At 59.7% G+C, this 25,875-nt stretch carries 25 protein-coding genes; 8 read left to right on the top strand and 17 right to left on the bottom strand.

All coding sequences use genetic code 11. The features are described 5' to 3' along the window. Position 1: 1 nt before the first annotated feature. A complete protein-coding gene (locus NH398_RS08225; RefSeq protein WP_253017769.1) occupies positions 2 to 1,912 on the bottom strand; it encodes a DUF294 nucleotidyltransferase-like domain-containing protein in 1,911 nt (636 codons plus the stop codon). 266 nt (positions 1,913 to 2,178) lie between these two features. Beyond that, positions 2,179 to 2,568: a DUF4168 domain-containing protein gene (locus tag NH398_RS08220; protein ID WP_159342979.1), complete on the bottom strand. Its 390-nt coding sequence runs from the start codon at positions 2,566 to 2,568 to the stop codon at positions 2,179 to 2,181. 146 nt (positions 2,569 to 2,714) lie between these two features. On the opposite strand from NH398_RS08220, the gene NH398_RS08215 reads away from it, so the two are divergent. Continuing rightward, complete coding sequence (locus NH398_RS08215) at positions 2,715 to 3,638, top strand: DMT family transporter (RefSeq protein ID WP_253017767.1); 924 nt, start codon at positions 2,715 to 2,717, stop codon at positions 3,636 to 3,638. A gap of 117 nt (positions 3,639 to 3,755) precedes the next feature. Then, positions 3,756 to 4,445 (top strand): EAL domain-containing protein, encoded by a 690-nt coding sequence (locus NH398_RS08210; RefSeq protein WP_159343809.1) that lies wholly within the window; start codon positions 3,756 to 3,758, stop codon positions 4,443 to 4,445. Between the two features lie 7 nt (positions 4,446 to 4,452). Here the strand turns inward: NH398_RS08210 and mtgA are convergent, their stop codons facing one another. The 4 genes from mtgA to NH398_RS08190 form a co-directional block, all read right to left on the bottom strand. Beyond that, positions 4,453 to 5,169 (bottom strand): monofunctional biosynthetic peptidoglycan transglycosylase, encoded by a 717-nt coding sequence (mtgA, locus tag NH398_RS08205; protein WP_159342981.1) that lies wholly within the window; start codon positions 5,167 to 5,169, stop codon positions 4,453 to 4,455. Positions 5,170 to 5,179: 10 nt separating this feature from the next. Then, complete coding sequence (gene fghA / locus NH398_RS08200; protein ID WP_159342982.1) at positions 5,180 to 6,034, bottom strand: S-formylglutathione hydrolase; 855 nt, start codon at positions 6,032 to 6,034, stop codon at positions 5,180 to 5,182. An 82-nt stretch (positions 6,035 to 6,116) separates the two neighbouring features. Further along, the gene (locus NH398_RS08195) at positions 6,117 to 7,226 is read right to left on the bottom strand and encodes an S-(hydroxymethyl)glutathione dehydrogenase/class III alcohol dehydrogenase (protein ID WP_159342983.1); all 1,110 of its coding nucleotides are present in this window, start codon (positions 7,224 to 7,226) and stop codon (positions 6,117 to 6,119) included. 68 nt (positions 7,227 to 7,294) lie between these two features. After that, positions 7,295 to 8,281, bottom strand: a complete 987-nt coding sequence (locus tag NH398_RS08190) for an MBL fold metallo-hydrolase (protein ID WP_253017766.1) — start codon at positions 8,279 to 8,281, stop codon at positions 7,295 to 7,297. Between the two features lie 128 nt (positions 8,282 to 8,409). On the opposite strand from NH398_RS08190, the gene NH398_RS08185 reads away from it, so the two are divergent. After that, positions 8,410 to 9,297, top strand: a complete 888-nt coding sequence (locus tag NH398_RS08185; protein WP_253017764.1) for a LysR family transcriptional regulator — start codon at positions 8,410 to 8,412, stop codon at positions 9,295 to 9,297. Here the strand turns inward: NH398_RS08185 and NH398_RS08180 are convergent. After that, positions 9,294 to 10,661, bottom strand: a complete 1,368-nt coding sequence (locus NH398_RS08180; RefSeq protein ID WP_253017763.1) for an L-serine ammonia-lyase — start codon at positions 10,659 to 10,661, stop codon at positions 9,294 to 9,296. The genes NH398_RS08185 and NH398_RS08180 overlap by 4 nt on opposite strands. 218 nt (positions 10,662 to 10,879) lie before the next feature. Between NH398_RS08180 and NH398_RS08175 the strand changes: the two genes are divergently transcribed. Together NH398_RS08175 and NH398_RS08170 are read left to right on the top strand one after the other, a co-directional pair. Next, on the top strand, positions 10,880 to 11,524 hold the full coding sequence (locus tag NH398_RS08175; RefSeq protein ID WP_253017762.1) for a hypothetical protein: 645 nt from the start codon (positions 10,880 to 10,882) through the stop codon (positions 11,522 to 11,524). 178 nt (positions 11,525 to 11,702) lie between these two features. Beyond that, positions 11,703 to 13,274 carry an AbgT family transporter gene (locus NH398_RS08170; protein ID WP_253017761.1) on the top strand — a complete coding sequence of 524 codons (1,572 nt, stop codon included), beginning with the start codon at positions 11,703 to 11,705 and terminating at the stop codon, positions 13,272 to 13,274. A gap of 103 nt (positions 13,275 to 13,377) precedes the next feature. Here the strand turns inward: NH398_RS08170 and rpoD are convergent, their stop codons facing one another. The 3 genes from rpoD to rpsU all read right to left on the bottom strand — a co-directional run bounded on the left by rpoD (position 13,378) and on the right by rpsU (position 17,729). After that, positions 13,378 to 15,234 carry an RNA polymerase sigma factor RpoD gene (gene rpoD / locus NH398_RS08165; protein WP_159342989.1) on the bottom strand — a complete coding sequence of 619 codons (1,857 nt, stop codon included), beginning with the start codon at positions 15,232 to 15,234 and terminating at the stop codon, positions 13,378 to 13,380. Positions 15,235 to 15,469: 235 nt separating this feature from the next. Continuing rightward, a complete protein-coding gene (dnaG, locus tag NH398_RS08160; RefSeq protein WP_253017760.1) occupies positions 15,470 to 17,326 on the bottom strand; it encodes a DNA primase in 1,857 nt (618 codons plus the stop codon). A 187-nt stretch (positions 17,327 to 17,513) separates the two neighbouring features. Further along, a complete protein-coding gene (gene rpsU / locus NH398_RS08155) occupies positions 17,514 to 17,729 on the bottom strand; it encodes a 30S ribosomal protein S21 (protein WP_016416934.1) in 216 nt (71 codons plus the stop codon). Between the two features lie 200 nt (positions 17,730 to 17,929). Here rpsU and tsaD point away from each other — a divergent pair, with 200 nt between their 5' ends. Further along, positions 17,930 to 18,973, top strand: a complete 1,044-nt coding sequence (gene tsaD, locus NH398_RS08150; protein WP_253017759.1) for a tRNA (adenosine(37)-N6)-threonylcarbamoyltransferase complex transferase subunit TsaD — start codon at positions 17,930 to 17,932, stop codon at positions 18,971 to 18,973. Positions 18,974 to 18,982: 9 nt separating this feature from the next. Here tsaD and NH398_RS08145 read toward each other — a convergent pair whose 3' ends face one another. Further along, a complete protein-coding gene (locus NH398_RS08145; protein ID WP_159342992.1) occupies positions 18,983 to 19,552 on the bottom strand; it encodes a glycerol-3-phosphate acyltransferase in 570 nt (189 codons plus the stop codon). Positions 19,553 to 19,654: 102 nt separating this feature from the next. On the opposite strand from NH398_RS08145, the gene folB reads away from it, so the two are divergent. After that, on the top strand, positions 19,655 to 20,020 hold the full coding sequence (gene folB, locus NH398_RS08140) for a dihydroneopterin aldolase (RefSeq protein WP_253017758.1): 366 nt from the start codon (positions 19,655 to 19,657) through the stop codon (positions 20,018 to 20,020). An 11-nt stretch (positions 20,021 to 20,031) separates the two neighbouring features. Continuing rightward, on the top strand, positions 20,032 to 20,577 hold the full coding sequence (folK, locus tag NH398_RS08135) for a 2-amino-4-hydroxy-6-hydroxymethyldihydropteridine diphosphokinase (RefSeq protein ID WP_253017757.1): 546 nt from the start codon (positions 20,032 to 20,034) through the stop codon (positions 20,575 to 20,577). On the opposite strand, the gene NH398_RS08130 is transcribed toward folK, so the two are convergent. From NH398_RS08130 to NH398_RS08105, 6 genes are read right to left on the bottom strand one after another with little or no spacing between them, the layout of a single operon-like run. Continuing rightward, a complete protein-coding gene (locus NH398_RS08130) occupies positions 20,574 to 21,710 on the bottom strand; it encodes a polynucleotide adenylyltransferase (protein WP_366070290.1) in 1,137 nt (378 codons plus the stop codon). The two genes, folK and NH398_RS08130, sit on opposite strands and share 4 nt — an antisense overlap. After that, the gene (locus NH398_RS08125) at positions 21,711 to 22,526 is read right to left on the bottom strand and encodes a symmetrical bis(5'-nucleosyl)-tetraphosphatase (RefSeq protein WP_253017756.1); all 816 of its coding nucleotides are present in this window, start codon (positions 22,524 to 22,526) and stop codon (positions 21,711 to 21,713) included. It lies immediately after the preceding gene. A 22-nt stretch (positions 22,527 to 22,548) separates the two neighbouring features. Beyond that, positions 22,549 to 22,926, bottom strand: coding sequence for a Co2+/Mg2+ efflux protein ApaG (apaG, locus tag NH398_RS08120; protein WP_253017755.1), 378 nt, complete (start codon positions 22,924 to 22,926; stop codon positions 22,549 to 22,551). Continuing rightward, complete coding sequence (rsmA, locus tag NH398_RS08115) at positions 22,923 to 23,765, bottom strand: 16S rRNA (adenine(1518)-N(6)/adenine(1519)-N(6))-dimethyltransferase RsmA (protein ID WP_253017754.1); 843 nt, start codon at positions 23,763 to 23,765, stop codon at positions 22,923 to 22,925. Before rsmA ends, apaG begins: the two co-directional genes overlap by 4 nt. A gap of 26 nt (positions 23,766 to 23,791) precedes the next feature. Continuing rightward, positions 23,792 to 24,835: a 4-hydroxythreonine-4-phosphate dehydrogenase PdxA gene (pdxA, locus tag NH398_RS08110; protein ID WP_253017753.1), complete on the bottom strand. Its 1,044-nt coding sequence runs from the start codon at positions 24,833 to 24,835 to the stop codon at positions 23,792 to 23,794. Continuing rightward, positions 24,835 to 25,875 carry a peptidylprolyl isomerase gene (locus tag NH398_RS08105; RefSeq protein WP_159342999.1) on the bottom strand — a complete coding sequence of 347 codons (1,041 nt, stop codon included), beginning with the start codon at positions 25,873 to 25,875 and terminating at the stop codon, positions 24,835 to 24,837. The genes pdxA and NH398_RS08105 overlap by 1 nt, the downstream gene beginning before the upstream one ends.

Below are 25,875 nucleotides of genomic sequence, written 5' to 3'. Positions count from 1 at the left end.
ATCAGCGCCCCTGCCGTTGGGTGGGAACGGGGTAGCGGAACTTCAAAAACTTCTGGGCATTGCTCAACACCTGAAACGCGTCTTTCAGGGTATGGCGTTCGCTATCTTCCACGTTCTCGGGCTCGATGTTGTTATCCGGCTCGCGCTCTTCCTGCAGGTCGATCATTTGATGGCGTATCCGCGACATGCACAAAAACTCGAACGCATAGTTCAGCTTGTCGCTGACACCCGTCGCCAGCAGCTGGGTTTTGCTGATGTCGTCCAGACGCTGGAAGGAGTTTTGCGCTTTGGAACCGCAGGCCAGTGCATGCACGCGAATCAAATCCACCATCGGTGCCGTACCGCGCCGCTTGAGATTGATGGAGTTATTGTGCTTGCCATCTTTCTCCATCACGAAGGTGCGGAAAAAGCCGAGGGGTGGGGTTCGATTGAGCGCATTGCGCGCCATGGCCGCCAGGAACAGCGGCGACTTGGGAGCGGTTTGGGCAATCAAATCCTGGAGCGTTTCGACGAACAAATCTTCCCCATAGATGCTATCCAGATCGAAAAAGATTGAGCTGTGCAGCAGTTTCTCGGGGGTTGGGTTCGCCATCCAGTCCTGAAAATAGCGCTTCCATACCGCCAGCGGCTGACGCCACTGGCGGTTGGTCGCCATCACGTCGCCCTTACAGTAGGTGTAGCCACAGGCGGCCAGACCATCGCTCACAAACGCCGCTAAGGCATGGAAGTACTCGTCATGCTCTTCGGGGACGAAGTCGTCAGAAAGAATCAGCGCATTATCCTGGTCGGTGACGATGCTCTGCTCATTACGCGCCATGGAGCCATTGACCATGTAGCAGTACGGCACCGGCGGCGGCCCGAGGGTATCTTCGGCCAGCTCTAGCAGTCGACGGGTGAAGCTGCGGCCGATGGTAGAGAGCGCGCTGCCCACCATTTGCGAGTTCGCACCCTCCTGCACCATGCGTACGAATGCCGCTCGAACGTCCGGTGCCAGCTTGGCCAGCCCCTGGGCGCTGGACTGGTTGAAGATATTGCTCACCAGATAAAGGCCGCTATGGGTTTCGTAGCGAATGATATCCGATAGGTGCACCACGCCTACCGGGCGCTGGCGATACAGCACGGGCAGGTGATGAACGTTGCTACGCAGCATGGTCAGCATCGCTTCATAGACCGAGGCATCGGACTGGATGGTAATGAGTCGTTCCGAAATCACCTCTCCGATGGGGGTCGTGGGCGATAGACCTTCGGCCACGACGCGCGTGCGAAAGTCGCTGTCAGTGAGAATGCCGCACATCTGCCAAGTTTTGCCCTCGCTATCCTGGAAGCTATAGCGGGGGTTATCGCTCCCCTCATTGATGACCAGCACCGCAGACGCTTGGGCGTCGATAATCTGTCGAGCTGCCTGCTGTACGCTGGTGGTGGATTCGACCATCACCGGGTAGCGAGTGACCAGTTTGCGAATGCGGGTCACCATCATGTCGTTCGACTTCTTCTGCTGCTCGGCGGCGGTCTCTAGCCGTGGACGCTCTAGCTCGACGAAATCGGCGAAGTCGTCATCCTCTTCGCATAGACGTTGAAACACTGCGTCGGGGATAAAGTAAATCAGCGTGTCTTCGATAGCCTTGGCGGGAAAACGCACCTTGTGGTTACGCAACAGGCTGAAGTGGCCAAAGATATCGCCCTCACCTAGGCGGTTATAGAGCTCGCCCTGGCGGCGATACACCTCAACCGCACCGCTGCGAATGTAGCAAAGCTCATTCAGCGTATCGTTCAGCGTCAGAATATCGCTATCCGTTTTGAAATAGCTGACTTCTACCTGCTCAGCAATGGCGTCCAGCAGCTCATCCGACAAACCATCAAACGGGGGAAATTGCCCCATGTGTTGGCGTATTTCTAATAACTCGACGTCCATACGCTCTCCTGCTGGGCGCTGACTCTATTGAACGGGCGGTGCTTTGACGAGAGTGGTGTCGTCAAGGGCTAAGTTTGTCGTGAACACTCGCCATGGACAACCCTTTGAAGGTGAAACGAAAGAGCGGGACGGACGGCCCGACACGAAAAAGCCCAGCGCACGAGCGCTGGGCTTTGGTCGACTTGCGGTGTGGCGGATACTTCGCACGTTAAGGAAAATCTGGCACTATCCGCATAGCCTTGGATGAAACATTCAACTCATGGCGTTTACGACTGGCTCGCCATTTCTTGAACGCGCTGCATCATTTCCGGATCTTGCTGGATGGATTGACCGATGGCGTTGAAGGTATCGACATCCAAGCCGCTGTCCTCGACGACTTCGATCATGCGGTCATTGGCTTCAGCGCGAACTTCCTGCTGTGCGGTTTCGTCTTCTGCTTCCTGCAGACGCTGTGTGTACTCTTGTGAGATCACGGCGATTTCTTGAGAAGCATCGGCGAACTGCTGTAGCTGCTGATCAGAAAAATCCTGAGCCGGGGCTTGCTGAGTGGCCATTGGATCTTGCGCTTGACCTTCAGCTTGTTGGGCGTGAGCGGTGCCCGCCATCAGACCCGTGGCGAGAAGTGCAGCAGAGAACAAAGCAGTCATACGTTGCATGGTAAGAAACCTCATTGGCGCGTTATGAATGTGCCCAGTGTGACGCGTCGTTTGGGCGCTGGTTCAATCTTTTATGTAAAACTCAGTAACAAAAAGAACAAAGCGTAAGTTATCTACCCCATGAATCATGCTATCCCAGGAGCACTATGTCTATTAATTTCAAAATGTTAGGAGAGAAAGACGCCGCCTCCCTTGGGCTGGCCGCCATGCCAGGGCTTTTCGTTCTGCTCTGGAGCACCGGCTTTATCGGCGCGAAGTTTGGCCTGCCCTACGCCGAACCTTTCACCTTTTTGTTCATCCGTTTCGTGCTCACACTGCTGCTGTTGCTGCCATTGACGTGGCTGATGCGCATTGCCTGGCCTTCATCACCTACGTTATGGAAACATATTGCGGTATCGGGTTTGCTGGTCCACGGCACCTATCTGGGCGGCGTGTTTTACGGCATTTATTTAGGCATGCCCGCCGGCTTGGCCGCCCTACTGGTTGGCCTACAGCCACTGCTCACGGCGGCCTGCGCGGGACCGTTGCTAGGCGAGCGGCTGACCAAACGACAGTGGTGTGGTCTGCTCTTGGGCTTACTCGGCATCAGTTTGGTACTGGGTAGCAAGCTGGAACTCGGCAGTACGCTTTTTAGCGGGTTCGGGGTTGGGGCGCTGGTGAGCGTGATGGCCGCCCTGATGGGTATTTCGCTGGGCACGCTGTACCAAAAGCGTTACTGCACCAGCATGCCGCTGCTATCGGGCGCGGTCATCCAGTACATGGCGGCGGGCGCACTGCTGGGGGTAGGTGCCCTGCTGTTCGAAAGCCGCGAGGTGGAGTGGAGCACGACGTTCATACTGACGCTTGGTTGGCTCGTGCTGATTCTGTCGATTGCCGCTATCCTGCTACTGATGGCCTTGATAAAGAAGGGGGAGGCTTCCCGCGTGGCGAGTCTCTTTTATCTCGTGCCACCGGTCACTGCGCTACAGGCGTGGTGGCTATTCGATGAGCGTTTGCCGCTGCTTGGCTTGGCAGGCATGGTCATCGCCATTATGGGCGTGGTCATGGTCGTGCGCCCCTCGACGACATAACCAATACGAAAAAAGACGAATCTTCCAGGGCTTGGAAAAATGACTGCACAACCTCACTGCGCCAGGGTCAACGGCGTCTGCAACCGGTGCGATACGCCGGTTCCCTTCGCCTTTACGATGGCCTTTCAACCCATCGTCGATGTCGCTCAGCGACAAGTGGTGTACTACGAAGCACTGGTTCGCGGCGTGAACGGTGAATCGGCGTTTTCGATCCTGGATCAAGTGACCGATGAACTCATGTATCGCTTCGATCAAGCCTGCCGCGTCAAGGCGATCGAATTGGCCAGCGAGCTGGGCATGAACGCGCGGCTGTCGATCAACTTTCTACCGAATGCCGTGTACGAACCAGAAGCCTGCATTCAGTCCACGCTCGAAACATCACACCGCGTGGGCTGGCCAGCCGAAAGACTCAATTTTGAAATTACCGAGACCGAGCGCGTGGTCGACCGCGCGCACATGCGTTCGATCATCGACTGCTACCGGCGAATGGGCTTCACCACATCGCTGGACGACTTTGGCAACGGCTACGCTAACCTGGATTTATTGACCGATCTTCGCCCCGATACGCTCAAAATCGACCGAGAATTGGTCATGGATTGCGACAGCAACGTGCGCCGTCAGGCCATCCTCAAAAGCATGGTGTCACTGGCTCGTACCTTGGGAACGCAACTTGTGGCCGAAGGCGTCGAGACCCGAGAAGAGTCTCGCTGCCTTCTGGCACTGGGTATTTCGGTGCAGCAGGGGTACTATTTTGCCCGCCCTCAAGTGGGCGAGCTCCCCACCGTGGCGCTAGAAAGATACGAGTAGCGCGGCGCTATAACCGTTCGAGGTAGGCAGTGCCGCCCAGGTTGCGCATCTGCTGACGAATCCACTGACTGCGACGCTCGACCTGGGCGTCGGGACGGGAGGCACTGCGGGTGCGCGGACTCGGTAGAATGGCAGCCAACAGGCTCGCCTGACGTTCGGTCAGCGCACTGCCTGAGGCACCGAAGTAGTGGCTGGCGGCCGCCTCCAGACCGAACACGCCGGTATCCCACTCGGCGACGTTGAGGTAGACCTCTAAGATCCGCTGTTTACCCCATAGCGTTTCGATCAGCAGCGTGAACCACGCCTCCAGCCCTTTGCGTATCCAGCTACGTCCACTCCACAAGAACACGTTTTTAGCGGTTTGCTGGCTCAAGGTACTGGCGCCACGCAGCCGCTCGCCGTCTCGGCTCGCTTCCCAGGCACGACGCATCTCGACGAAATCGAACCCGCGATGCTGGGGAAAACGCTGATCCTCGGCGGAGATCACCGCCAGCTTGGCATTGCTGGACAACTGCTCCCAACCACGCCACTGGCGCTGAATATCGATGGGCTCGCTGTTGATCCAGCTCTGCACTTTACGCTCGACCATCACCATGGAGCCAGGCGGGGGCACGAAGCGAAATAGCAGCACCAGGGCAACGGAGAGCACCACGAAGCCAAGCGCACCACGCCAGAGAAGACGCCATAACAGACGAAGAAAGCGGCGCAGCGCGCGATTGAGCATCTCGGAATCCTTAGCGTTTCATGAGGTGTTCCGCATGATAGCGCAAATGATCCTCGATGAACGAGGCGATGAAGAAGTAGCTATGATCGTACCCCGGCTGGCGACGCAGCGTCAGCGGATGGTCGTGCTCGTCACACACGGCTTCCAGGCGCTCCGGCATGAGCTGCTCTTCCAAGAACTGATCCGCTTCGCCCTGGTCGATGAACAGACGCTGGCGGGACGCCCCGTTGGCCACTAACTCGCAGGCATCGTACTGGCGCCAGCGCGACTGGTCGTCGCCCAAGTAGCTGGTAAAGGCTTTTTGGCCCCAAGGGCAATTCATCGGGTTCACGATAGGCGCAAAGGCGGAGACCGAGCGGAACCGGCCCGGATGGCGCAGGGCAAGAATGAGCGCGCCGTGACCGCCCATGGAGTGGCCGCTGATCGATTCGCGCCCGTTGACGGGAAAATGCTGGCGCACGACCGAGGGCAGTTCTTCGATCACGTAGTCGTACATACGGTAGTGCGACTTCCACGGCGCCTGGGTGGCATTCACGTAGAAGCCCGCCCCAGAGCCGAGATCGTAACTATCGTGCTCGCCGGGGAGATCGGTGCCACGCGGGCTGGTATCCGGACAGACAATCGCCACGCCTAATTCGGCGGCAATTCGGTGCGCGCCGGCCTTCTGCATGAAGTTTTCGTCGTTGCAGGTCAGGCCCGATAGCCACCACAGCAGCGGCACGCGCTCGTTTTCCGCTTGCGGCGGCAGGTACACGGCGAACACCATGTCGCAGTCCAGCGCCCGGGAGTAGTGGCGGTAGCGCTTGTGCCAGCCACCGCAGCTGCGGTTGGCCGACACCAGTTCTAAAGTTTCACTCATGCTCATGGGGCAGGCTCCTTAGAAGATGAAAACGCGGCGGGTCTCCCCTACCGCGTTCGTTTACCCGGTTTCTTAAGCTCGATGATACTCAGTAATGCAGCACGGTACGAATGCTCTTGCCCGCGTGCAGCAGGTCGAAGGCTTCGTTGATCTTCTCGAACGGCATATCGTGGGTAATGAAGTCGTCGATGTTGAGCTCGCCGTTCATGTAGCGCTCCACGTAGCCCGGCAGCTCGCTGCGGCCCTTCACGCCGCCAAAGGCGGAGCCTTTCCACACGCGGCCAGTAACTAGCTGGAACGGACGTGTGGAGATCTCTTCGCCAGCGCCTGCTACGCCGATGATGATCGATTCCCCCCAGCCCTTGTGGCAGCACTCTAGCGCCGAGCGCATGACGTTGACGTTACCGATACACTCGAAGGAGTAGTCGACGCCGCCATCGGTCATATCGACGATAACCTGCTGGATCGGGTCGCTGTAATCTTTCGGGTTGACGAAGTCCGTCGCGCCAAACTGCTTGGCCAGGGCGAATTTATCCGGATTGACGTCGATCGCGATGATCTTGGACGCTTTAGCCATCACTGCGCCCTGAATGACCGCCAACCCAATGGCGCCCAACCCAAACACGGCAATGGTCGACCCCGGCTCTACTTTGGCGGTGTTCAAGACGGCACCGATACCGGTGGTCACGCCGCAGCCCAGCAGACAGATTTTGTCCATGGGTGCTTCTTTGGACACCACCGCCAGCGACACCTCCGGCAGCACCGTGTACTCGCTGAACGTCGAGGTGCCCATGTAGTGATGCAGCATCTTGCCGTCTAGCGAGAAGCGCGACGTGCCGTCTGGCATGACGCCTTTACCCTGTGTGGCACGTACGCTGCCACACAGGTTGGTTTTACCCGAGAGGCAGAATTTACACTTGCCACACTCGGCGGTGTAGAGCGGGATGACGTGGTCACCCGGCTTTACGCTGGTAACGCCTTCCCCCACTTCTTGAACGACACCCGCGCCTTCATGGCCGAGTACCGCTGGGAAGTTACCTTCTGGGTCAGCGCCGGAGAGCGTATAGGCATCGGTGTGGCACACGCTGGTGGCGGCCATTTTGACCAGCACTTCTCCAGCCTTCGGACCTTCTACATCGATCTCCACCAGCTCGAGTGGCTTACCCGCTTCGAGCGCAACTGCCGCACGTGATTTCATGGTCACTCCTATGGATTCGCAGTGGGCGAGCACGCGGCGACGTGCTCGTCTAAAAAAGGGGGGGTGAGTTACTCGCTATCGCCAGAGACCGGCCCAAACTCGATGGGCAGCCAGCGGTAGCCTTCCTCGTCTTCGACGATATGACCAATGCCCGGGAACGGCATGTGAGCACCGGCCACCCAGTGCTTCTCATCGACCGCACTCTCTAGCACGGCTTCACGGGTGCGCACCGCCTGCTCAGGGTCGGAATCGAACTCGATGGCAACGCTGGGGTCGGCAAACTGCACGCCGTAGCTGTGGACGACATCGCCCCAGACCAACATGGCGTCGTCGTCACTGTTGAGCATAAAGCTCGCATGGCCCGGCGTATGACCGTGCGTATCCTGCGCGACGATACCCATCAGCAGCTCATCGCCCGGTGCAAAGGGGCTGAACTGGCCAGCCTCTTGATAGGGCGCCACGGCCTCTTGTGCCATGGTAAAGAAGGCACGCTCCTCCTCTGGAAGCGCTTGGGAGCGCTCTTCGTCCAACCAGAAGTCAGCGTCGCCTTGGCTGGCGCGCAGCTCGGCATTGGGGTAGACCGCCTCACCGTTCTCATCCACCAAACCGCACACATGGTCGGGGTGCAGGTGGGTCATCAAGATCGTATCGACCTGCTCCGGTGCATAGCCCGACGCGCGTAAATTCTGCTCGACTTGGCCCAGAGTGGGACCAAAGCACGCCGCCGACCCGGCATCCACCAGCACCAAGTTCTCACCGGTATGAAGCAAAAAGGCGTTCACGGCGGTTTGCATGCCGCTTTCGGCATCGATGAACAGCGCGTTGAGATGGCGCAGGATCTCATCCTGCTCCATGCCTTTCAGCAGCGACGTGTCCAGCGTGGTGTGGCCATCGTACAAAGCTGTCACCTCGACATCGCCCACCATCATACGGAACCAGCCCGGCGCCTGCTCTTGCTGCTGGGCAGGCACCTCGGCCTGAGCGGCAGCGACCCAGGCGGTGCCGATAGCAGCCACCAAAGCACGACGAGACCAGCGTGACGAGATCATCGACATAAGCAAGACACTCCATGGATACGCGAAAGAGACTAGCAGTGTAGGTCAGCTAGGCGAGAGGGATAAAGCGGGATACACTCACAAGATTATTGCTGCTGAGCAACAATCCATCCACTGAAGGGCGACGCATGCAGCGCTGGGATCGTATCGAAGCTTTCGTCGAGGTCGTCAGGCTGGGCACCTTTTCCGCCGCCGCTCGGCATCTGAAAGTCTCAACCTCGCACATCAGCCGTTTGGTGAGCCAACTCGAAAACCAGCTGGGTGTGCAGCTGCTCTACCGCACCACGCGGCAAATTCGTCTGACCGATGCAGGCGCGCTCTACGTGGAGCACTGCCGCCATCTATTCGATGGGCTGCGAGATGCCGAGCAGGCTATTAGCGAGCTTCAGGCCAGCCCCCACGGGCTGTTGAAACTCACCTCGGCCACGACCTTCGGCGAGCGCTACATCGCACCGCTGGTGAATGACTTTCAGCGCCTGCACCCCCAGTTGGAAGTGCATATGCACTTCACCAACCGGCCGGTCGAGCTGATCGAGGAGGGGTACGACATTGCCATCCGCATGGGTGTCCTCAAAGACTCTAGCCTGATTGCTCGGCGGCTCTGCGAGCGGCGGGAGTACGTGGTGGGGTCGAGCGCCTACTTTCGTCAGGCTCCCCGACCGCATACCCTTTCCGAACTGAGCCAACACCGCTGTCTGATCGGCTCTCGCCCTAATTGGCTCTTCGAAGTCAACGGCCAGCGTCGGGAAGTCAAGGTAGAAGGGTGTTGGAGCGGAAACTCCGGGCCTGCCCTTCTGGATGCGGCGCTAAAGGGGCTGGGGCTCGCTCAACTGCCGGATTACTACGTGGCACCTTACCTTGCCAGCGGCGAGTTGGTATCGGTGCTGGAACCGTTTCAGCACAACGATACGGCGGTTTGGGCGGTGTATCCTCGCCACCGCCATTTATCGCCTAAAATCCGCCAGCTGGTGGACTATTTGGTCGCCCGTATCACCACCCTTCTGCCGGCTACCTAACACTCGATGGCGTTGACTGCGAGGCCGCCTTTCGAGGTCTCTTTGTACTTATCCTGCATGTCACGGCCGGTATCGCGCATGGTGCGAATCACTTTATCCAATGAGACGAAGTGGTCCCCGTCGCCGTGCAGTGCCATGCGCGCGGCGTTGATCGCCTTCACCGAGGCAATCGCATTGCGCTCGATACAGGGAACCTGCACGAGCCCTGCCACCGGGTCACAGGTCAGCCCCAAGTTATGCTCCAGGCCAATCTCGGCGGCGTTCTCCACCTGCTTGGGCGTACCGCCCAACACTTCGGCGAGGCCCGCGGCGGCCATGGCACAGGCAGAGCCCACCTCCCCTTGGCAGCCCACTTCTGCGCCAGAAATGGAGGCGTTCTTTTTGCACAAAATGCCCATCGCGCCTGCCGCCAACAGAAAGTCCACGACATCGTCGTCGCAGGCGTCGGGCTCGAACTTTAGGTAATAGGCAAGGACGGCGGGCACGATGCCCGCTGCACCGTTGGTGGGCGCGGTCACCATGCGTTTACCAGCGGCGTTCTCCTCGTTCACTGCCAGGGCAAACAGGTTGACCCAATCCATGACCGTAAAGCTGGTCACAATGAGGCGCTGATGGTCGGGCGGAGTGAGCAGTTGCTGGTGCAGCGAGTGAGCGCGACGGCGGACGTTCAAACCACCCGGAAGCCGCCCAGTGGCCTTCAAGCCGTTATCGATACTCTGGCGCATGGCGTGCCAAATCGTTAATAGCGTTTGGCGAATCGTGGCTTCACTACGCCAAGCCTTCTCGTTTTCCAGCATTAGCGCGCTAATTCGCAGGCCGTGCCGCTGGCACAGCGCGAGCAGCTCATTGGCCGATTCGAACGGATACGGCAGCGCCGTTTTGTCCTCATCCAGCCCACCCCGGTCAGCGCAGGCCTGGTCCACGTAAAACCCGCCGCCAAGCGAATAATAGGTGTTCGTGCTGATCAGCGTATCGCCATGATACGCCGCCAGCACCATAGCGTTGGGGTGAAACGGCAAACAGGTGTCGTCCCACTCGATATCCCGCGCACGCTGAAACGTCAGCGACTGGCCGTGAGGCAGCGTCAGCGGCGTACCGTCATCCAGCGCGGTCAGCCGTGCGGCGATGGTATCCGGGTCGATCGCTTCCGGCGTTTCCCCCATCAACCCCATGACCACCGCGTTATCGGTACCGTGCCCCACCCCGGTAGCGGCCAGTGAGCCATGCAGCCTGACGACGAGACGAGTGATGTCCGGCGCAGTCAGCGCCATCACGAAATCCCTGGCTGCCCGCATGGGCCCCACGGTATGCGAACTGGATGGGCCGATACCAATCCGAAACAGATCAAACACGCTAATTGCCATAACGGTGCCCGCCCCTCAACGGTCCTACTGGGATAAACAGCGACCTGATACGTCGTCGCTTTGCATTTTCTCTCTTACCCCCACTTTGCAGCGTTATCGTCTGCCCGTCGAGCCATCGACAGAAGGTTAGACGTGCGAGCACAGAAAAGTGACGATATAATGAACATTCATTCCTGAATGTTTACTCCCGTCGCTTCCCCCCCGATAAGGATGTTGGTATGTCATCGTCTCCCCCCTGGGCGATCAGTTTTCGCACCGCCCTGCTTCGTGCCACGCTCTATACGCTCGCCATTGGCGGTATTGCCCAAGGTGGCTACCTCGAAGTGCTTTACCTGCCAGACGTGCGCTATACCGAGCTTGGCTTTACCGAGTTCACGCAAACGATGGTGCTGGCGAGCTGCTGTGCGCTGCTGGTCTATATCCGCCAAGTATTGAACGTATGGCCTACGGTGACGCTGCTATTACTAGCGTTTATCGCAGCCTCCCTGGTGCGCGAGCAGGACTACTTTTTGGATCACTATGTCGCCGAAAACACCTGGAAGTACCTCGTGGCACTGATCGTGTTACCCAGCCTTGCCTGGGTCATCCGGCATCGTCAGCGATTCCTGGATGAGTTTCGTTACTACAGCAATACGTTCGCTTTTGGCCTGTTTACGGCAGGTGTTCTGGTCACCTATATCTTTTCTCGTCTGTACGGTCGCCAAGAATTCTGGCGCGCCGTGCTAGCCGAACACTATATCCGTGACTTCAAAGATATCGCCGAAGAGGCCATCGAGCTACTTGGCTACAGTTTGATTCTGTTCGCCACCATCGAGCTTCTCTTTCTAGCACGACGCTTGCATCGCGCACGACTAACCCCCTAACCCTCGCTTCTTTATCGTTACTCAACGCCGCTGACTGACCGAGTCAGCGGCGTTTCATTTTTTACATCTCGCTATACGTAAAGCCATTTGCGCCTACTGCCCCATCAACGTAGTGTCGCGCGTAACACCTTAACAGGCATTTTTTGCTGAAAAATAACCTACCAACGATATAAACCTTATGACAAACCCACAAAATCGTGAAGAAAACCTGAAGCGCGGCGCATTTACCCGCTTCCTCGATAGCGTCGAGTGGCTGGGTAATCTACTCCCGCACCCGGTGACGCTGTTTGCCATTCTCTGTGTGTTAGTAGTGGTGGCTAGTGGCATCGCTGCTGCTCTGGGTGTTTCCGTGGCCGACCCACGCCCGGCTAACGAGGGCGAGTGGATCGCAGTGAACTCGCTCTTGAACGCGGAGGGGTTGCGCCGTCTCGTCACCGAGATGGTGACTAACTTCACCAGTTTTGCGCCCTTGGGCACGGTACTAGTCGCCATGCTAGGGGTAGGCGTTGCCGAACACTCTGGCTTACTCTCCGCCAGCATGCGCGCACTGGTGCTCAACCGCTCTCCCCGCATCGTGACCTATGCCGTGGTATTTGCGGGCATCATGTCGAACATGGCTGCCGAGCTTGGCTATGTCGTGCTCATTCCACTGGCGGCAATGATTTTCCACTCACTCGATCGTCACCCGCTAGCGGGCTTGGCAGCGGCGTTTTGCGGCGTCTCTGGTGGTTACAGCGCGAACCTGCTGATCGGTACAGTCGACCCGCTGCTCTCGGGTATCACCCAGGAGGCTGCACGCCTGCTCGACCCTACCTACTCCGTTGGGGCTGAAGCCAACTGGTTCTTCATGTTTGCCAGCACGTTCTTCGTCACACTGATTGGCGGCTTGGTCACCGAGCGGATCGTCGAACCCAAGCTGGGTAAGTTCGATTCTGCCTACGCCGATAGCGATATCGATCAGAACCGGATGGAGGGCCTGAGCGCGACCGAAAAACGGGCGCTGAAGGGTACCGGCCTAGCCACGCTAGCGCTGATAGCGCTGGTCGCCGTGATGGTCGTGCCGGAGAGCGGCATTCTACGCAATCCAGAGACAGGGCTAGTAAGCGGCTCCCCCTTCCTGCATGGTATTGTGGTCATCGTGGCGATTGCCTTCACCGTGCTGGGCTTTGTCTATGGCCGACTCGCGGGCACCATGCAAAACGATCGCGACATCGTCGATGCCATGGCCAAAAGCATGAGCAGCCTGGGGCTCTATATCGTGCTGGTGTTCTTTGCCGCTCAGTTCGTGGCGCTGTTCAACTGGAGCAACTTCGGCACCGTGACCGCCGTGGCGGGCGCTGACCTGCTGGACTCCCTTGGCTTGCGCGGCCCAGGCCTGTTTGCGCTGTTCATCCTCATGTGTGCCTTCGTCAACCTCTCGCTGGGCAGTGCCTCGGCGCAGTGGGCGGTCACTGCCCCCATCTTCGTGCCCATGCTGATGCTGATGGGCTACGCTCCCGAGGTCATTCAGGCGGCGTATAGGATCGGCGACTCCGTCACCAACTTGATTACACCGATGATGAGCTACTTTGGCCTGATTCTCGCGGTGGCGACCCGTTACCGTAACGACATGGGCATTGGCACGCTGGTGGCGCTCATGCTGCCTTATACGCTGTTCATGCTGATCGGTTGGAGTGTGCTGTTCTTTATCTGGGTGTTTATTCTTGGCCTGCCGGTTGGTCCAGGTTCTGCCACTTACTACACGCTCTAAGCTTTAAACGGCATAACATAAAAAGCCCGCCGTTCAGAGAACGGCGGGCTTTTCGATCTTCGTGGCGACTCTATTCACCACTCACTCTTCACTACTCGTGGCTTTACTCGTCCAGGAACGAACGCAACGGCTCTGAGCGGCTGGGGTGGCGCAGCTTGCGCAGCGCTTTGGCTTCGATCTGACGAATCCGCTCGCGGGTGACGTCGAACTGTTTGCCCACCTCTTCCAGCGTGTGGTCGGTATTCATGTCGATACCGAAACGCATCCGCAGGACTTTCGCTTCGCGGGCAGTCAAACCGCCCAGCACGTTGCGAGTCGCTTCGATCAAGCCTTCGCCGGTGGCCATATCGATCGGCAGCAGCATGGTGCCGTCTTCGATGAAGTCACCCAGGTGCGAATCGTCGTCATCACCAATCGGCGTCTCCATGGAGATCGGCTCTTTGGCGATCTTGAGCACCTTACGCACTTTGTCTTCCGGCATTTCCAGACGCTCGCCCAGCTCTTCCGGTGTCGGCTCGCGACCCATTTCCTGCAGCATCTGACGGGAGACGCGGTTGAGCTTGTTGATCGTCTCGATCATGTGGACCGGGATACGAATGGTCCGCGCCTGATCCGCGATCGAGCGAGTAATAGCCTGACGAATCCACCACGTCGCGTAGGTCGAGAACTTGTAGCCACGACGGTATTCGAACTTGTCTACCGCCTTCATCAAGCCGATGTTGCCTTCCTGGATCAGATCGAGGAACTGCAGGCCACGGTTGGTGTACTTCTTGGCAATCGAGATTACCAAGCGCAAGTTCGCCTCGACCATCTCTTTCTTGGCGCGACGAGCTTTTGCTTCACCAATCGACAGCTTGCGATTCACTTCTTTGAGGTCAGCCACCGAGAGCTGCACCATGTCCTCTTCGAAGGCAATCTTACGCTGAGAGCGGGCGATATCGGCACGCAGCGGCTCTAGGCGGTCAGCGTACTTGGGCTGCGCTTCTTGGAAGGCGTCCAGCCATGTCTGATCCGATTCGTGGCCCGGGAACGACTTGATAAACGTCTTGCGCGGCACCTTGGCTTTCTTGACGCACAGCTGCATGACCGCTTTTTCTTGGGCACGCACCTGTTCGACACTGATCCGCACTTGGCCAACCAGACGCTCGAAGTGTTTCGGCACCAGCTTGATCGGCGAAAACAGCTCGGCAAGACGCTCCTGCTCGAACTTCAGCTCGGCGCTGCCACGACCGTGTTTGGCCAGCGCGGCTTCCACCGCCGCATTTTGCTCGCGAATCTGTTCGAAGCGAGCCTTGGCCTCTTCAGGATCTGGGCCGCCTTCGCTAGCGGTGGTGTCGTCCTCATCGTCGTCCGCGTCGCTGTCGATATCGTCATCATCGCTCAGCTCGGTGTCGACTTCGGGCTCAGGCACCTCTGCTTCGGCAACCCCAGGAATACCTTCGTCAGGGTCGATAAAGCCAGAAAACAGATCCGATAGGCGCCCAGGGGCTTCTTCGTCCTGGGTGGCGTCGTAGGCTTCGAGGATCGAGGCCACCGCACCGGGCAGATACGCCAGTGCGGACATCACTTCCCGCGTGCCCTCTTCGATCCGTTTGGCGATCTCGATTTCGCCTTCACGGGTCAAAAGCTCTACCGTCCCCATTTCACGCATGTACATGCGTACGGGGTCGGTGGTGCGACCGACGTCGCTTTCCACGGCGGCGAGTGCCGCAACGGCCTCTTCCGCAGCGGACTCGTCCGTGGAGTGATCCGACATCATCAAAGTGTCTTCATCTGGCGCTTCTTCAACGACACTGATACCCATGTCGTTGATCATGCCAATGATGTCTTCCACTTGATCCGGGTCGGCGATATCCTCGGGTAGATGGTCGTTGACCTCGGCATAGGTCAGGTAGCCCTGTTCCTTGCCGCGCGCGATCAACTCCTTCAGACGTGACTGCTGCTGCGCATTTCCAGCCATAGAAACCCTATCTCGACGAAGAAGAATGAAACACCTGGGGCGCTGAATCGATTAAACTCAACAAGCCGAACAGTATAGCGTAAATAGCTGGATTTTTTCCAGCGAAACGTATTTGCGCGGTCATTCAGGTGTGTTAGGTTGTTCGGTTAGGCCAGCGCCTGGCGACTAACCCTGTATGTGGTGCTGAAGCGTGGTAATTCAACCCCGTAGTGCGAATTGCTTTGGCTAACGGCCGTCATGTGCGCTGAATCAGCTCCATCATCAGGCTCGCCAACCGCTGCCGCTGCGCCTTATCCAGCTTCTGCCCCGAGCGCTCCAGCGCCAATAGCGCATCGTACTCTTCCTGGGGTGAGCGCTTACGCTGCTTCTCTATCAAGTGTTCAACCAAACCGCTGAGTTCTGCTTCCCGAGTGCTTTTGGGAATCAGCAGCTCGCGCTGGGCCAGTTCGGCCAATACCTGCCCTTCATGGCTGCCCTGGAAGTGCGCCAGCACCACCTGTGGACTGCGATAGCGTCCGGCACGCAGTAGTGCAATCAACTCGCGGCACAGCGGGGCCTCTTCACTACTATCTGGCAGCCAATCCAGCGTCTCGGGCAGCGCCGTTACCAAACGCGGCTCATGCAGCAGTAGCTGCACGATCCGGCCCACCGTTGATAGCGTTTGCAGCGTTGTCCCTTGGCGACGGCCGCGAGCAGCCGGGCGGGAGGAGGCTTGCTCTGCCAGCATGGGCTCAGGCGCTGTCTCGTCCACTGGCGCCCATTGGGGGCTCGCCTGAGCGGCAGCCGTGCGTTTCTCCAACAGTGTTTGGAGCTGCGACTGCGCCAGCCCGCTGCGTTTGGCCAGCGACTCGAGCAGCAGCGATTTCAGCATGCCGTCTGGCACTTTGTTTAGCGCCTCCAACACCTGACTGGCAAAGCGCTCGCGCCCTTCCACCGTATTCAAATCGCGCCCTTGGGCGGCCTGCTCGAAGAGGAACTCCGACAGCGGCATCGCGCAGGTAACGCGATCTTGAAACGCCTCGCTCCCCTCTCGCCGTACCAGCGAATCTGGATCGTCCCCGTCAGGCAGAAATAGAAAACGCGCCTCACGACCGTCGATCATTTGCGGCAGAGCGGTCTCCAGAGCGCGGCTTGCCGCCTGACGACCCGCCCGGTCACCGTCGAAGCAGAACACCACTCGGCTCACCAGACGAAACAGGCGGCTCAAGTGATCTTCCGTGGTCGCGGTGCCCAAGGTAGCGACGGCGTTATGAATGCCGAATTGGGCCAGCGCCACCACATCCATATAGCCTTCGACCATCACCAGCTGCTCAAGTTTGCTGGACGCCTGGCGCGCCTCGTATAAACCGTATAGCTCTCGCCCCTTATGAAAGACAGGCGTTTCCGGTGAATTGAGGTATTTGGGCTGCTCATCGCCCATGACTCGGCCACCAAAGCCTAGCGTACGGCCACGCAAGTCGCGGATGGGAAACATTACCCGATCACGAAAGCGGTCATAGGTGCGCCCGGTATCTTCTCGATGGATCAGCAGCCCGTACTCGACTTGTACCGGCTCACCGATACCTTTTGCCGACAGGTGCTGTTTGAGCGCTTCCCAGCCACCCGGCGCATAACCGATACCGTAGGTGTCGATCACCTCCGGCGATAGACCGCGACCCTGCAGATAGCGCTGGGCACTCTGGCCCTCCTGCATTTTCAGCCGTTCACGATAGAAGCTGGCGGCCACTTCCAGCAGATTGACGCCCTCTTTACGCTTCTTCTCGCGCTGCTGGGCACGCGGGTCATCCGCTCCCTCACGGGGTACGTCGAGCCCTAGGCGTCCGGCCAACTGCTCTACCGCTTCGGGGAACGGCAGCTTGTCGTACTCCATCAAAAAGCGCAGCGCGTTGCCGTGAGCGCCACAGCCAAAACAGTGATAAAACTGCTTGTCGGCACTCACCGTAAACGACGGCGTTTTTTCTTGATGGAAAGGACACAAACCGGAGAAGTTACGGCCCGCTTTTTTGAGCTGCACGCGCTCACCGACCACTTCCACCACGTCAACGCGGCCAAGCAGGTCGTCAATGAAACGCTGTGGAATTTGGCCTGCCATGAACTGCGGGCATCCTCGCGCGAAGCGCTTATGGGCGGGTCTAACGTCATCAGGCAACGCGCCTGATCACCTTAAACCGCGCAAAACACACATCACAGAACGAAAAACAAACGGCCACCTAGTGGCGGCCGCTTGGCATCCCTCTTGAGATAACCGGCTAACAGCGCAGGCTATCCCCAGGTACGGATCAATAGAGCCGTTCGAAACGCTTACGCTCACGCTGCAATTTCTTAGCGTGACGTTTTACGGCAGCTGCCGCTTTGCGCTTGCGCTCAGCAGTCGGCTTCTCGTAGTGCTCGCGACGACGTACTTCAGAGAGAACGCCAGCTTTTTCGCAAGAACGCTTGAAGCGACGCAGGGCGACGTCAAACGGCTCGTTATCACGTACTTTTACAGAAGGCATTAAGCACTCACCTACCTTAAGGAGTCTTGAGTTCGGATAGTACGCACACCGAACACGACGGTGTACGACCCAGTTTTACAGCGCACAGTAGTCTAGTCGTGGTTGGCGATCTTTGCAAATGCTTACGCCCCTTCACTGCCATAATGCTAAACTAGACGGTTTCAAGCTTCTGCCTTACCACCTATACGAGTTCTTTTGCTATGCGCGTACTGGGCATTGAAACGTCTTGCGACGAAACCGGCGTCGCCATTTACGATACCGCGTGTACCGGTGGGCGCGGCCTGCTGGCCGATGCGCTGTATAGCCAAATCGCCATGCATGCGGAGTACGGCGGCGTCGTGCCGGAGCTGGCCTCCCGAGATCACACCCGCAAGTTGCTGCCGTTGATCGAGCAAGTACTAAAAGACGCCCAGCTCACCCGCCAAGACCTGGACGGTATCGCTTACACTGCCGGACCGGGCCTCGTCGGCGCCCTGATGGTGGGTGCCAGCACTGCCCACGGCATGGCCAAAGCGCTGAACATACCGGTGCTGGGCGTTCACCACATGGAGGGCCACCTGCTGGCCCCCATGCTGGAAGACGATGCCCCCGAGTTCCCGTTCGTCGCTCTTCTGGTCTCGGGCGGTCATACCCAGTTGGTGGAGGTACAAGGATTAGGGCATTACCAACTGCTGGGTGAATCGGTGGATGACGCGGCAGGAGAAGCCTTCGACAAAGCCGCCAAGATGCTTGGCCTTGCCTATCCTGGCGGCCCGCTGGTGGCCAAACTCGCCGAACAGGGCGACCCGAAACGGTTTCGTTTTCCGCGCCCGATGACCGACCGTCCGGGCTTGGACTTCAGTTTCTCTGGTCTCAAAACCCATACGCTAACGGCGATTCGCCAGCTAGAAGCCGCAGGTGAGCTGGATGAACAGTCGAAAGCCGATATTGCACGGGCCTTTGAAGAGGCCGTGGTGGATACGCTGGTGATCAAATGTCGCCGTGCGCTCGATCAAACCGGCCTAAAGCGCATCGTGATGGCAGGTGGCGTGAGCGCCAACACCCGCCTGCGTGAACGGCTAGCGTTGGAGACTCAAAAGCGCCAAGCCCGCGCTTATTACCCTCGCGGGCGTTTTTGTACCGACAACGGCGCCATGATTGCCTATGTCGGGGCGCAGCGCTTGGCGGCAGGCGAGCGGGATGACAACGGCGTGATGCAGGCCACGCCCCGATGGCCGTTGGATACCTTGAACGCCCCCGATTAATCGCCGCGCCTACCCACGCAGGTGCGGCTCGTCCCCTCGGCGCAAGCGGCGAATATTGAGGCCGTGTCGAGCCAGCACCAGTAGGCTAAAGCCCCCTACGACACTCACGTAACCGGGAGCCAGCCAGAGGCACAGCAGCGGCGCCAGCAGCGCACAGGCAAGCGATGCCGCTGCGGCAGTGCGCAGCCGCCACGCAAGCAGCGTCCAACCGAGCGCCGTCAGCAGCGCCACGCTGGGCACCAGCACCAGCAGCACGCCAAACGCACTGGACACCGACTTTCCCCCGCGAAAGCCATACCAAAGGGGGTAGCTATGCCCCAGCAGCACGGCGAGCCCCACGACTCCCTGGAGCCATACCGGCAGCGTTAGCCACTTGGCCGCCAGCACTGCGGGCACGCCTTTTAGCGCATCCAGCAGCAGCGTGGCGGCGGCCAGTCGCGGGCCATACAGGCGCAGTACGTTGGAAAACCCTGGGTTGTAGGAGCCACAAAACCGAGGATCGTCGACACCTGCCCAGCGGCACACGCTCACTGCCGCCAGCCAACTGCCGCTCAAGTAGCCGATCACTATCCATATCATGGCCTGCCCACCCTGGCATTGGCGGCCAACGCCGCTGCCTTACTGTCGTTTCTGGTCATCCTCAAGTACAATCGCCCGCTTGTTGACCCTGGGGGAAGGCCTGTGGACCGCATTTTGATCGAAGCACTCACCGTAGACACCGTCATCGGTGTGTACGACTGGGAACGCACGATAACGCAATCGCTGAGCCTGGATCTATCGCTGGCAACGGACATTCGGCCCGCAGCCGCCACGGATGATTTACGCTTGACGCTGGATTATGCCGCGATCTGCCAACGAATCCAGCAGTTCGCCGACGAGCATCAGTTTGCCCTGGTGGAAACCTTCGCGGAGCGTCTCGCGGCCTGCTTGCAACATGAATTCCCGATTCGCTGGCTGCGCATGACCGTCCGCAAGCCCGGTGCCGTCCCTCAAGCGGCCAGCGTCGGTCTGGAAATCACCCGCGGCACGCTGCCGGAGGCCACGTAGGACACGACGTTATGAATCTGGTGACCCTGAGCCTGGGCAGCAACATCAACCCCGACACCCATATCCGGCTCTGTCTGGATGCCCTGGAAGAGACGTTTGGCCCGCTGCAGATTTCGCGAATTTTTGAAAGCGAGCCGGTAGGCTTTAAAGATAGCCGTAACTTCTACAACCTGGTGGTCGCATTTTACAGTGATTGGTCGGTGAGCGACCTCCAAGCGTGGTCCAAAGCGCTCGAAATTGCCCACGGCCGAACGCCAGACATGAAGAAGTGCAGCCCCCGCGCGCTGGATATCGATTTACTGACCGTCGGCGATGCCTGCGGGATCATCGATGATGTCACCCTGCCCCGCGGGGAGATCACCCGCAATGCCTTCGTGCTTCAGCCACTGGCCGAGCTACTACCCAACACGCGTCACCCCGCCTGCCACACCTCCTATGCCACGCTTTGGAAACGCTTCACGTTGGGCGACCAGCGCCTTTGGCCCATTGATTTTCACTGGCGGGGCCGCTGGATTTCCCAAGCCGACCCGCAGCTTCGTGCGGCCATAGCGCGCTAACGCGACGCCCTTTCGCCTAGCGCACCTGCCACCGCCCTCTGGCGATACTGGCGCAGCGCGTCTCCCAAAGCGGCACCACGGTACCCTTCACCGAGCAGCGCCTGGGGGCTCACTGCCTGAGCTGCCTGCCATGCCGCCTCCAGCAGGGCTTGGTACTCAGGAGCCAAACGGCCGACGAGCTGCAACTGCGCAGCGACCTGCGCAGGTTTGCGCCAGCCATCCAAGCGCTCCAACCAGTGCAGCACTCGCTCATCGTTGAGCGGTACATCGAGTAGCGCTGTTGTCAGCGCGGTATGGCGGGCCAACTGCGCCACCGCGTTGGGTAGCCTCAGCCTGCCCGCTAACGCGTCGCGCTGCTCGTCACTGAGCACCGAGACCAGCAGCGCATAGCGCCAGTGGGCAAGCGCGGGTGAAGAGGTCTCAGGCGCGCTGGCTAGCGCGTCGAGGGCAGCGGCCAAGGTGTCGTCATCGTCAAGTTCCGGCCACCAAGTGGCGAGCGCCTGGCACTCGTTTAGCGTCGTGAAATAGCGCTCTGGATTGGTTTCTCCCAGCGCTTTTTCGGTCTCTACCCACACCCGCTCTGCGGCTAGGTGGCCAAGTTCGCCGCTGCCGCTGACGTGGCGCATCAGCGCGTGGGTGTCTGGGGCAATGGTAAAGCCCAGATGCGCATAGCGGGCTAAAAAGCGCGCAGTGCGCAGCACCCGCAACGGATCTTCGCTGAAGGCAGGCGATACGTGGCGTAAAAGTCGCTGCCGGATATCCTGCTGGCCGTGAAACGGGTCCGTCAGTTCCCCCTCGGGCCCCTGGGCAATGGCATTGATCGTCAAGTCACGCCGGGAGAGATCCTCCTCCAGCGTTACATCTGGGCTGGCATACACCTCGAACCCCCCGTAGCCGTGCCCGGATTTCCGCTCGGTGCGCGCCAGCGCATACTCTTCTGACGTATGGGGATGCAAAAAAACTGGAAAGTCGCGACCTACGGGCTTGAAGCCCCGCTGGCGCATGTCGTCCGGCGTTGCTCCCACCACGACCCAGTCGTGATCGACCACCGGCCAGCCCAGCAGCGCATCCCGCACCGCGCCGCCTACGCGGTATACCGACAACCCTTGGGTGAGCGCATCCTGTTGAAACACTTAACGACCTCCTTGCTGGCTAGGGACGCGGGTGCGCTCGCCGGTCTCCAGGTTCATCGCCGTCAAGGCCCCGCCCCATACGCAGCCGGTATCCAATCCCTCGACGTTGACCTTGGCGTGGGGAGTGCGCCCTTTCAGCGCGGCCCAGTGGCCAAACAGAAGGCGCAGATCATCCTGGCGTGGAAACTGAAACCAGGGAGCGAACCCTTCAGGGGCGCTATCGAGACCCTCTTTGGCCGCAAAATCGAGGCGCTCCTCGGCGTCGATGAAGCGCATCCGGGTCAACACATTGACGATACAGCGCAGGCGATCCATACCTTCCAAGTCGTCCCGAAAACGGTCCGGCTGATTGCCGAAAAGCTGGCTTAAAAATGCGCCTGAGTGCTCGCTTTGCAGCGCCGACTGCACTTCACCGCTTAGCGTCAGCGTCTGTTCGGCACTCCAACTGGGCAGCAGTCCGGCGTGGGCCATAAGCGTATTACCCTCATGCACGACCAGGGGCTGGCTCTGCAGCCAATCCAGCAGCGACTCCCGCTGGGAGGAGGCCAGAATATCGTCCAAGGTATCGTTCTTTTTCAACTTGCCGCCCCCACGAGCCACCACCAGCAGGTGAAAATCGTGGTTCCCCAGCACGCAGCGCACGGCGCTACCGAGGGCCTGAGCTTCTTGCAAGCAGGCAAGCGAACCGGGGCCTCGATTGATCACATCGCCCACCAGCCAGAGCGTGTCGTGGGTGGGGCTGAAATTCACAGCGTCCAGCAAGCGAACAAACTCGGCATGGCAGCCGTGCAGGTCGCCAATGACATAGGTACTCATGGGCATTCCCGACTAACAGAGTTCAGTGCAGTTGACGCGGCACCGCTAAACGAAACGGCGCAATGGGCACATCGAAGGCGCGCTGCGTGTAAGTATTGAGCAGCGTATAGGCACCTTCCATCACCCCGACCGGCGTTTGCAGAATCGCCCGACTGGTGTAGCGAAAACGCTGACCTGGGCCAATCAGCGGCTGCTGGCCCACCACGCCTTTGCCACGCACCTCTTGGCTATCGCCGCTGCCTTGAGTGATCTTCCAGTAACGCGCCATTAGCTGCACGCTGTGCGGGCTTTGGTTATGGACCGTTACGGTGTAGCTAAACACGTAGCGGGATTCGCTGTCGTTCGACTCTGCGTCACGAAACTCGGGCGTGACGCTGACCTCGATCTCCAAGCCACTCACGCCTCGTCGCCCCCCTGGCTGCCGTCGTCCGCAGTGGCCGCCTCGTTGGCCGCGACCTGATTGGCGATGGTGACGTACTCCGCCACCGTCAGAGTTTGCGGGCGTCGCGCCGGGTCGATGCCCAACGCTTCCAGCGTCTCGGCGCTGACTCGCCCTTTCAGGTTATTGCGCAGGGTCTTACGCCGCTGCCCAAAGGCCAGCTTGACCAGTTCGAACAGCAGGGCCGGGTCATCGGCGGTGTGGGGCAGGTGTTCATGGGGCGTGAGACGCACGATCGCGGAGTCCACCTTCGGGCGCGGCACGAAGGCCTCCGGTGGCACGATGAACAGCTGGTCCACTTGGCAGTAGTACTGCGCCATCACCGACAGGCGACCCCAGTCGGTGCTACCCGGCTCGGCGGCCAGGCGCTCCACCACCTCTTTTTGCAGCATGAAGTGCATATCGGCAATGGCGTTACCCATGCTCAGAAGGTGCACGATCAGCGGTGTCGAGATGTTGTAAGGCAGGTTGCCCACCACCCTCAGCGCCGGGCCATCGCCCTTGAGCTCGGCAAAATCGAACTTCAGCGCGTCGCCTTCATGAATCACGAACTCAGGGTAGTTAAAAAACTGCACCCGCAGGCCTGGAATCAGATCACGGTCCAGCTCGATCACCTCCAGCTTCCCCGCCGCTTCCAGCAGCGGCGCCGTCAGTGCACCTTGCCCGGGGCCAATTTCGACGAGACGGTCGCCTTCGCGTGGCCCGATGGCGCGGACGATACGCGAAATGATGCCGAGGTCACGCAGAAAGTTTTGACCGAAGCGTTTACGAGCACGGTGCTGCTGAGGCACTTGAGACATCTAACAGTGTTCCTTGGAGGGTTGATTCATGAAGCGGCCAGGGAGCTGGCACGCTGAGCAGCAAGGCGCTGCGCTAGGGCAAGCGCGACGCCCAGACTATTGGGGTCGGCAGTACCATGGCCCGCCAAATCCAGCGCGGTGCCGTGGTCCACCGAGGTACGCACCAGCGGCAGCCCCAGGGTAATGTTCGCGGCCTGACCAAAGCCGGCGTATTTTAGCACTGCCAAGCCCTGGTCGTGGTACATCGCCAGCACCGCATCGACTCCGGCTAGGCGACGCGGGGTGAACAGCGTATCGGCAGGCAGCGGCCCTTGGATATCCAGCCCGTCGGCACGCAACGCGTCGAGGGCAGGAATAATAATATCCAGCTCTTCGCGCCCCAAATGCCCCTCTTCCCCCGCATGGGGGTTGAGGCCGCATACCGCAATGCACGGATGCGAGATGCCGAATTGGCGCCGCAGGTCAGCGGCCAGTAAGCGGCTGATCTGGGTGACCCGCTCGAACGTGATGGCATCGGCCACGTCACGCAGCGGCAGGTGAGTCGTCACCAGCGCCACGCGCAAATCGCCGCTGCCTTGCCACAGCGGGTTCTTGGCATGCAGCGCGGCATCGGTCGCCAGCAGCATCACTACGTCATCCACGCCGCAGGCATCGCGCAGCCACTCGGTATGGCCGGTGAAGTGGGGAAAGCCCCCTTCGATGATGACCCCTTTATGTAGCGGCGCGGTGACCATCGCCGCGGCCTGCCCTGCTTGGCAGGCGTCTACGGCGATTTGCAGTGTCTCCAACACGTAGCTGGCATTGGCAGGATTGAGCACCCCAGGCGTGGAAGGCGCGCGCAGTGCGGCGGGCCACACCACCAAACGCCCTGGAGAGGATATATCCAAGCTACCCGGCGCGGCCTCGACGACCTCTACGGCCAGCCCGAGCAGCTCGGCGCGCTGGCGCAGCATCTGCGGGTCACCCACCGCCACCGTGTTGGCTAATTGCCCACGAGCGGCCAGCATCAGCGTCAGCTCTGGCCCGATGCCCGCAGGTTCACCGGTGGTTAACAGCAGCGGCCGCGTCATTAGAGACGAATATCCACGAAGGCCTGTTCGCGAATTTCACGCTGCCAGGTTTGCAGCTCTTCGTTGGCACGACGCTGGAAAATCGCTTGGCGCACCTGCTCACGACGGCTCTCTTCGGTCACGTCCTGGCGGCGACGCTCCAGCACTTCGATGACGTGATAGCCGAACTGAGAGCGTACTGGCTCGGAGAGCTGGTTCGGACTGAGAGACGTCATGGCTTCTTCGAACGCAGGCACCGTTTGGCCAGGGCGCACCCAGCCCAGGTCGCCGCCGTTCATGGCGCTACCACGGTCGTCACTGTACTCACGGGCCACCGACGCGAAGTCTGCGCCCTGCTGCAAACGCTGGCGAGCCTCTTCCGCGCGGGCGCGGGCTTGGTTCTCGTTACGCGTAGGCGTCAGCTCCACCAGCACGTGGCGGGCACGGGTCTCTTCGATAAACGCCTGCCCCTGCTGTTGGCTTGGCTGCTGGCTCAGGAAACGCTCCACATCGCGGTCGGAAACCGTGACGCGCTGGCTAATCTGGCGCTGCTGTACCTGGCGCATCAGCATTTCGCGGCGTACGTCTTCGCGCACGTCGGCCAGGGTAATGCCGTCGGCTTCTACCGCATCGGCAAACTGGTCCAACGTCATGTTGTTGGATTCGGCAATGCTGCGCAGCTGGCGGTTAAGTTCGGTGTCATCCACGCTCAGGTTGGCTTGGCGGGCCATCTGCAGCTGGATTTCATCCATGACCATGCGCTCCAGCACCTGCTGGGCCAGCTGATTACGCGGCGGCAAATTGCCGCCCTGAGCCGCTGCTTGCTGCTCCACCTGGGCAATGCGGTCATCCAACTCACTGCGCATGATGACGCCATCATTGACGACTGCGACGACGCTATCCAACTGCTGACGCTGGGCCGACTCGAAATTTTGCGCATGAACGGTCAGCGGAACCAGCGCCGCACCCGTGCCCAGGCAGAGCACCATCAGGCTGCCTGCGGACAGCTGGGTGGCTCGTTTCTTCAGCGCGCAGCTCAGCAAGGTCTTTCTGATCATCAT

This window comes from Halomonas sp. CnH100-B, assembly GCF_024124605.1.
GTDB lineage: Bacteria > Pseudomonadota > Gammaproteobacteria > Pseudomonadales > Halomonadaceae > Vreelandella.
Note: the sequence above shows the minus strand (reverse complement) of the source record. Positions and strands in the feature narration are given on the sequence as shown.

Coding starts and splice junctions, on each gene's coding strand:
- NH398_RS08180 (WP_253017763.1), bottom strand. CDS start 10,661: ATGGCAATTAGCGTGTTTGATCTGTTTCGGATTGGTATCGGCCCATCC.
- NH398_RS08175 (WP_253017762.1), top strand. CDS start 10,880: ATGTCATCGTCTCCCCCCTGGGCGATCAGTTTTCGCACCGCCCTGCTT.
- fghA (WP_159342982.1), bottom strand. CDS start 6,034: ATGAGCATGAGTGAAACTTTAGAACTGGTGTCGGCCAACCGCAGCTGC.
- NH398_RS08185 (WP_253017764.1), top strand. CDS start 8,410: ATGCAGCGCTGGGATCGTATCGAAGCTTTCGTCGAGGTCGTCAGGCTG.
- NH398_RS08190 (WP_253017766.1), bottom strand. CDS start 8,281: ATGTCGATGATCTCGTCACGCTGGTCTCGTCGTGCTTTGGTGGCTGCT.
- pdxA (WP_253017753.1), bottom strand. CDS start 24,835: ATGACGCGGCCGCTGCTGTTAACCACCGGTGAACCTGCGGGCATCGGG.
- NH398_RS08170 (WP_253017761.1), top strand. CDS start 11,703: ATGACAAACCCACAAAATCGTGAAGAAAACCTGAAGCGCGGCGCATTT.
- NH398_RS08145 (WP_159342992.1), bottom strand. CDS start 19,552: ATGATATGGATAGTGATCGGCTACTTGAGCGGCAGTTGGCTGGCGGCA.
- NH398_RS08210 (WP_159343809.1), top strand. CDS start 3,756: ATGGCCTTTCAACCCATCGTCGATGTCGCTCAGCGACAAGTGGTGTAC.
- rpoD (WP_159342989.1), bottom strand. CDS start 15,234: ATGGCTGGAAATGCGCAGCAGCAGTCACGTCTGAAGGAGTTGATCGCG.
- mtgA (WP_159342981.1), bottom strand. CDS start 5,169: ATGCTCAATCGCGCGCTGCGCCGCTTTCTTCGTCTGTTATGGCGTCTT.
- rsmA (WP_253017754.1), bottom strand. CDS start 23,765: ATGTCTCAAGTGCCTCAGCAGCACCGTGCTCGTAAACGCTTCGGTCAA.
- NH398_RS08125 (WP_253017756.1), bottom strand. CDS start 22,526: ATGAGTACCTATGTCATTGGCGACCTGCACGGCTGCCATGCCGAGTTT.
- NH398_RS08195 (WP_159342983.1), bottom strand. CDS start 7,226: ATGAAATCACGTGCGGCAGTTGCGCTCGAAGCGGGTAAGCCACTCGAG.
- tsaD (WP_253017759.1), top strand. CDS start 17,930: ATGCGCGTACTGGGCATTGAAACGTCTTGCGACGAAACCGGCGTCGCC.
- NH398_RS08225 (WP_253017769.1), bottom strand. CDS start 1,912: ATGGACGTCGAGTTATTAGAAATACGCCAACACATGGGGCAATTTCCC.
- NH398_RS08220 (WP_159342979.1), bottom strand. CDS start 2,568: ATGCAACGTATGACTGCTTTGTTCTCTGCTGCACTTCTCGCCACGGGT.
- NH398_RS08215 (WP_253017767.1), top strand. CDS start 2,715: ATGTCTATTAATTTCAAAATGTTAGGAGAGAAAGACGCCGCCTCCCTT.
- rpsU (WP_016416934.1), bottom strand. CDS start 17,729: ATGCCTTCTGTAAAAGTACGTGATAACGAGCCGTTTGACGTCGCCCTG.
- folK (WP_253017757.1), top strand. CDS start 20,032: ATGAATCTGGTGACCCTGAGCCTGGGCAGCAACATCAACCCCGACACC.
- NH398_RS08105 (WP_159342999.1), bottom strand. CDS start 25,875: ATGATGATCAGAAAGACCTTGCTGAGCTGCGCGCTGAAGAAACGAGCC.
- dnaG (WP_253017760.1), bottom strand. CDS start 17,326: ATGGCAGGCCAAATTCCACAGCGTTTCATTGACGACCTGCTTGGCCGC.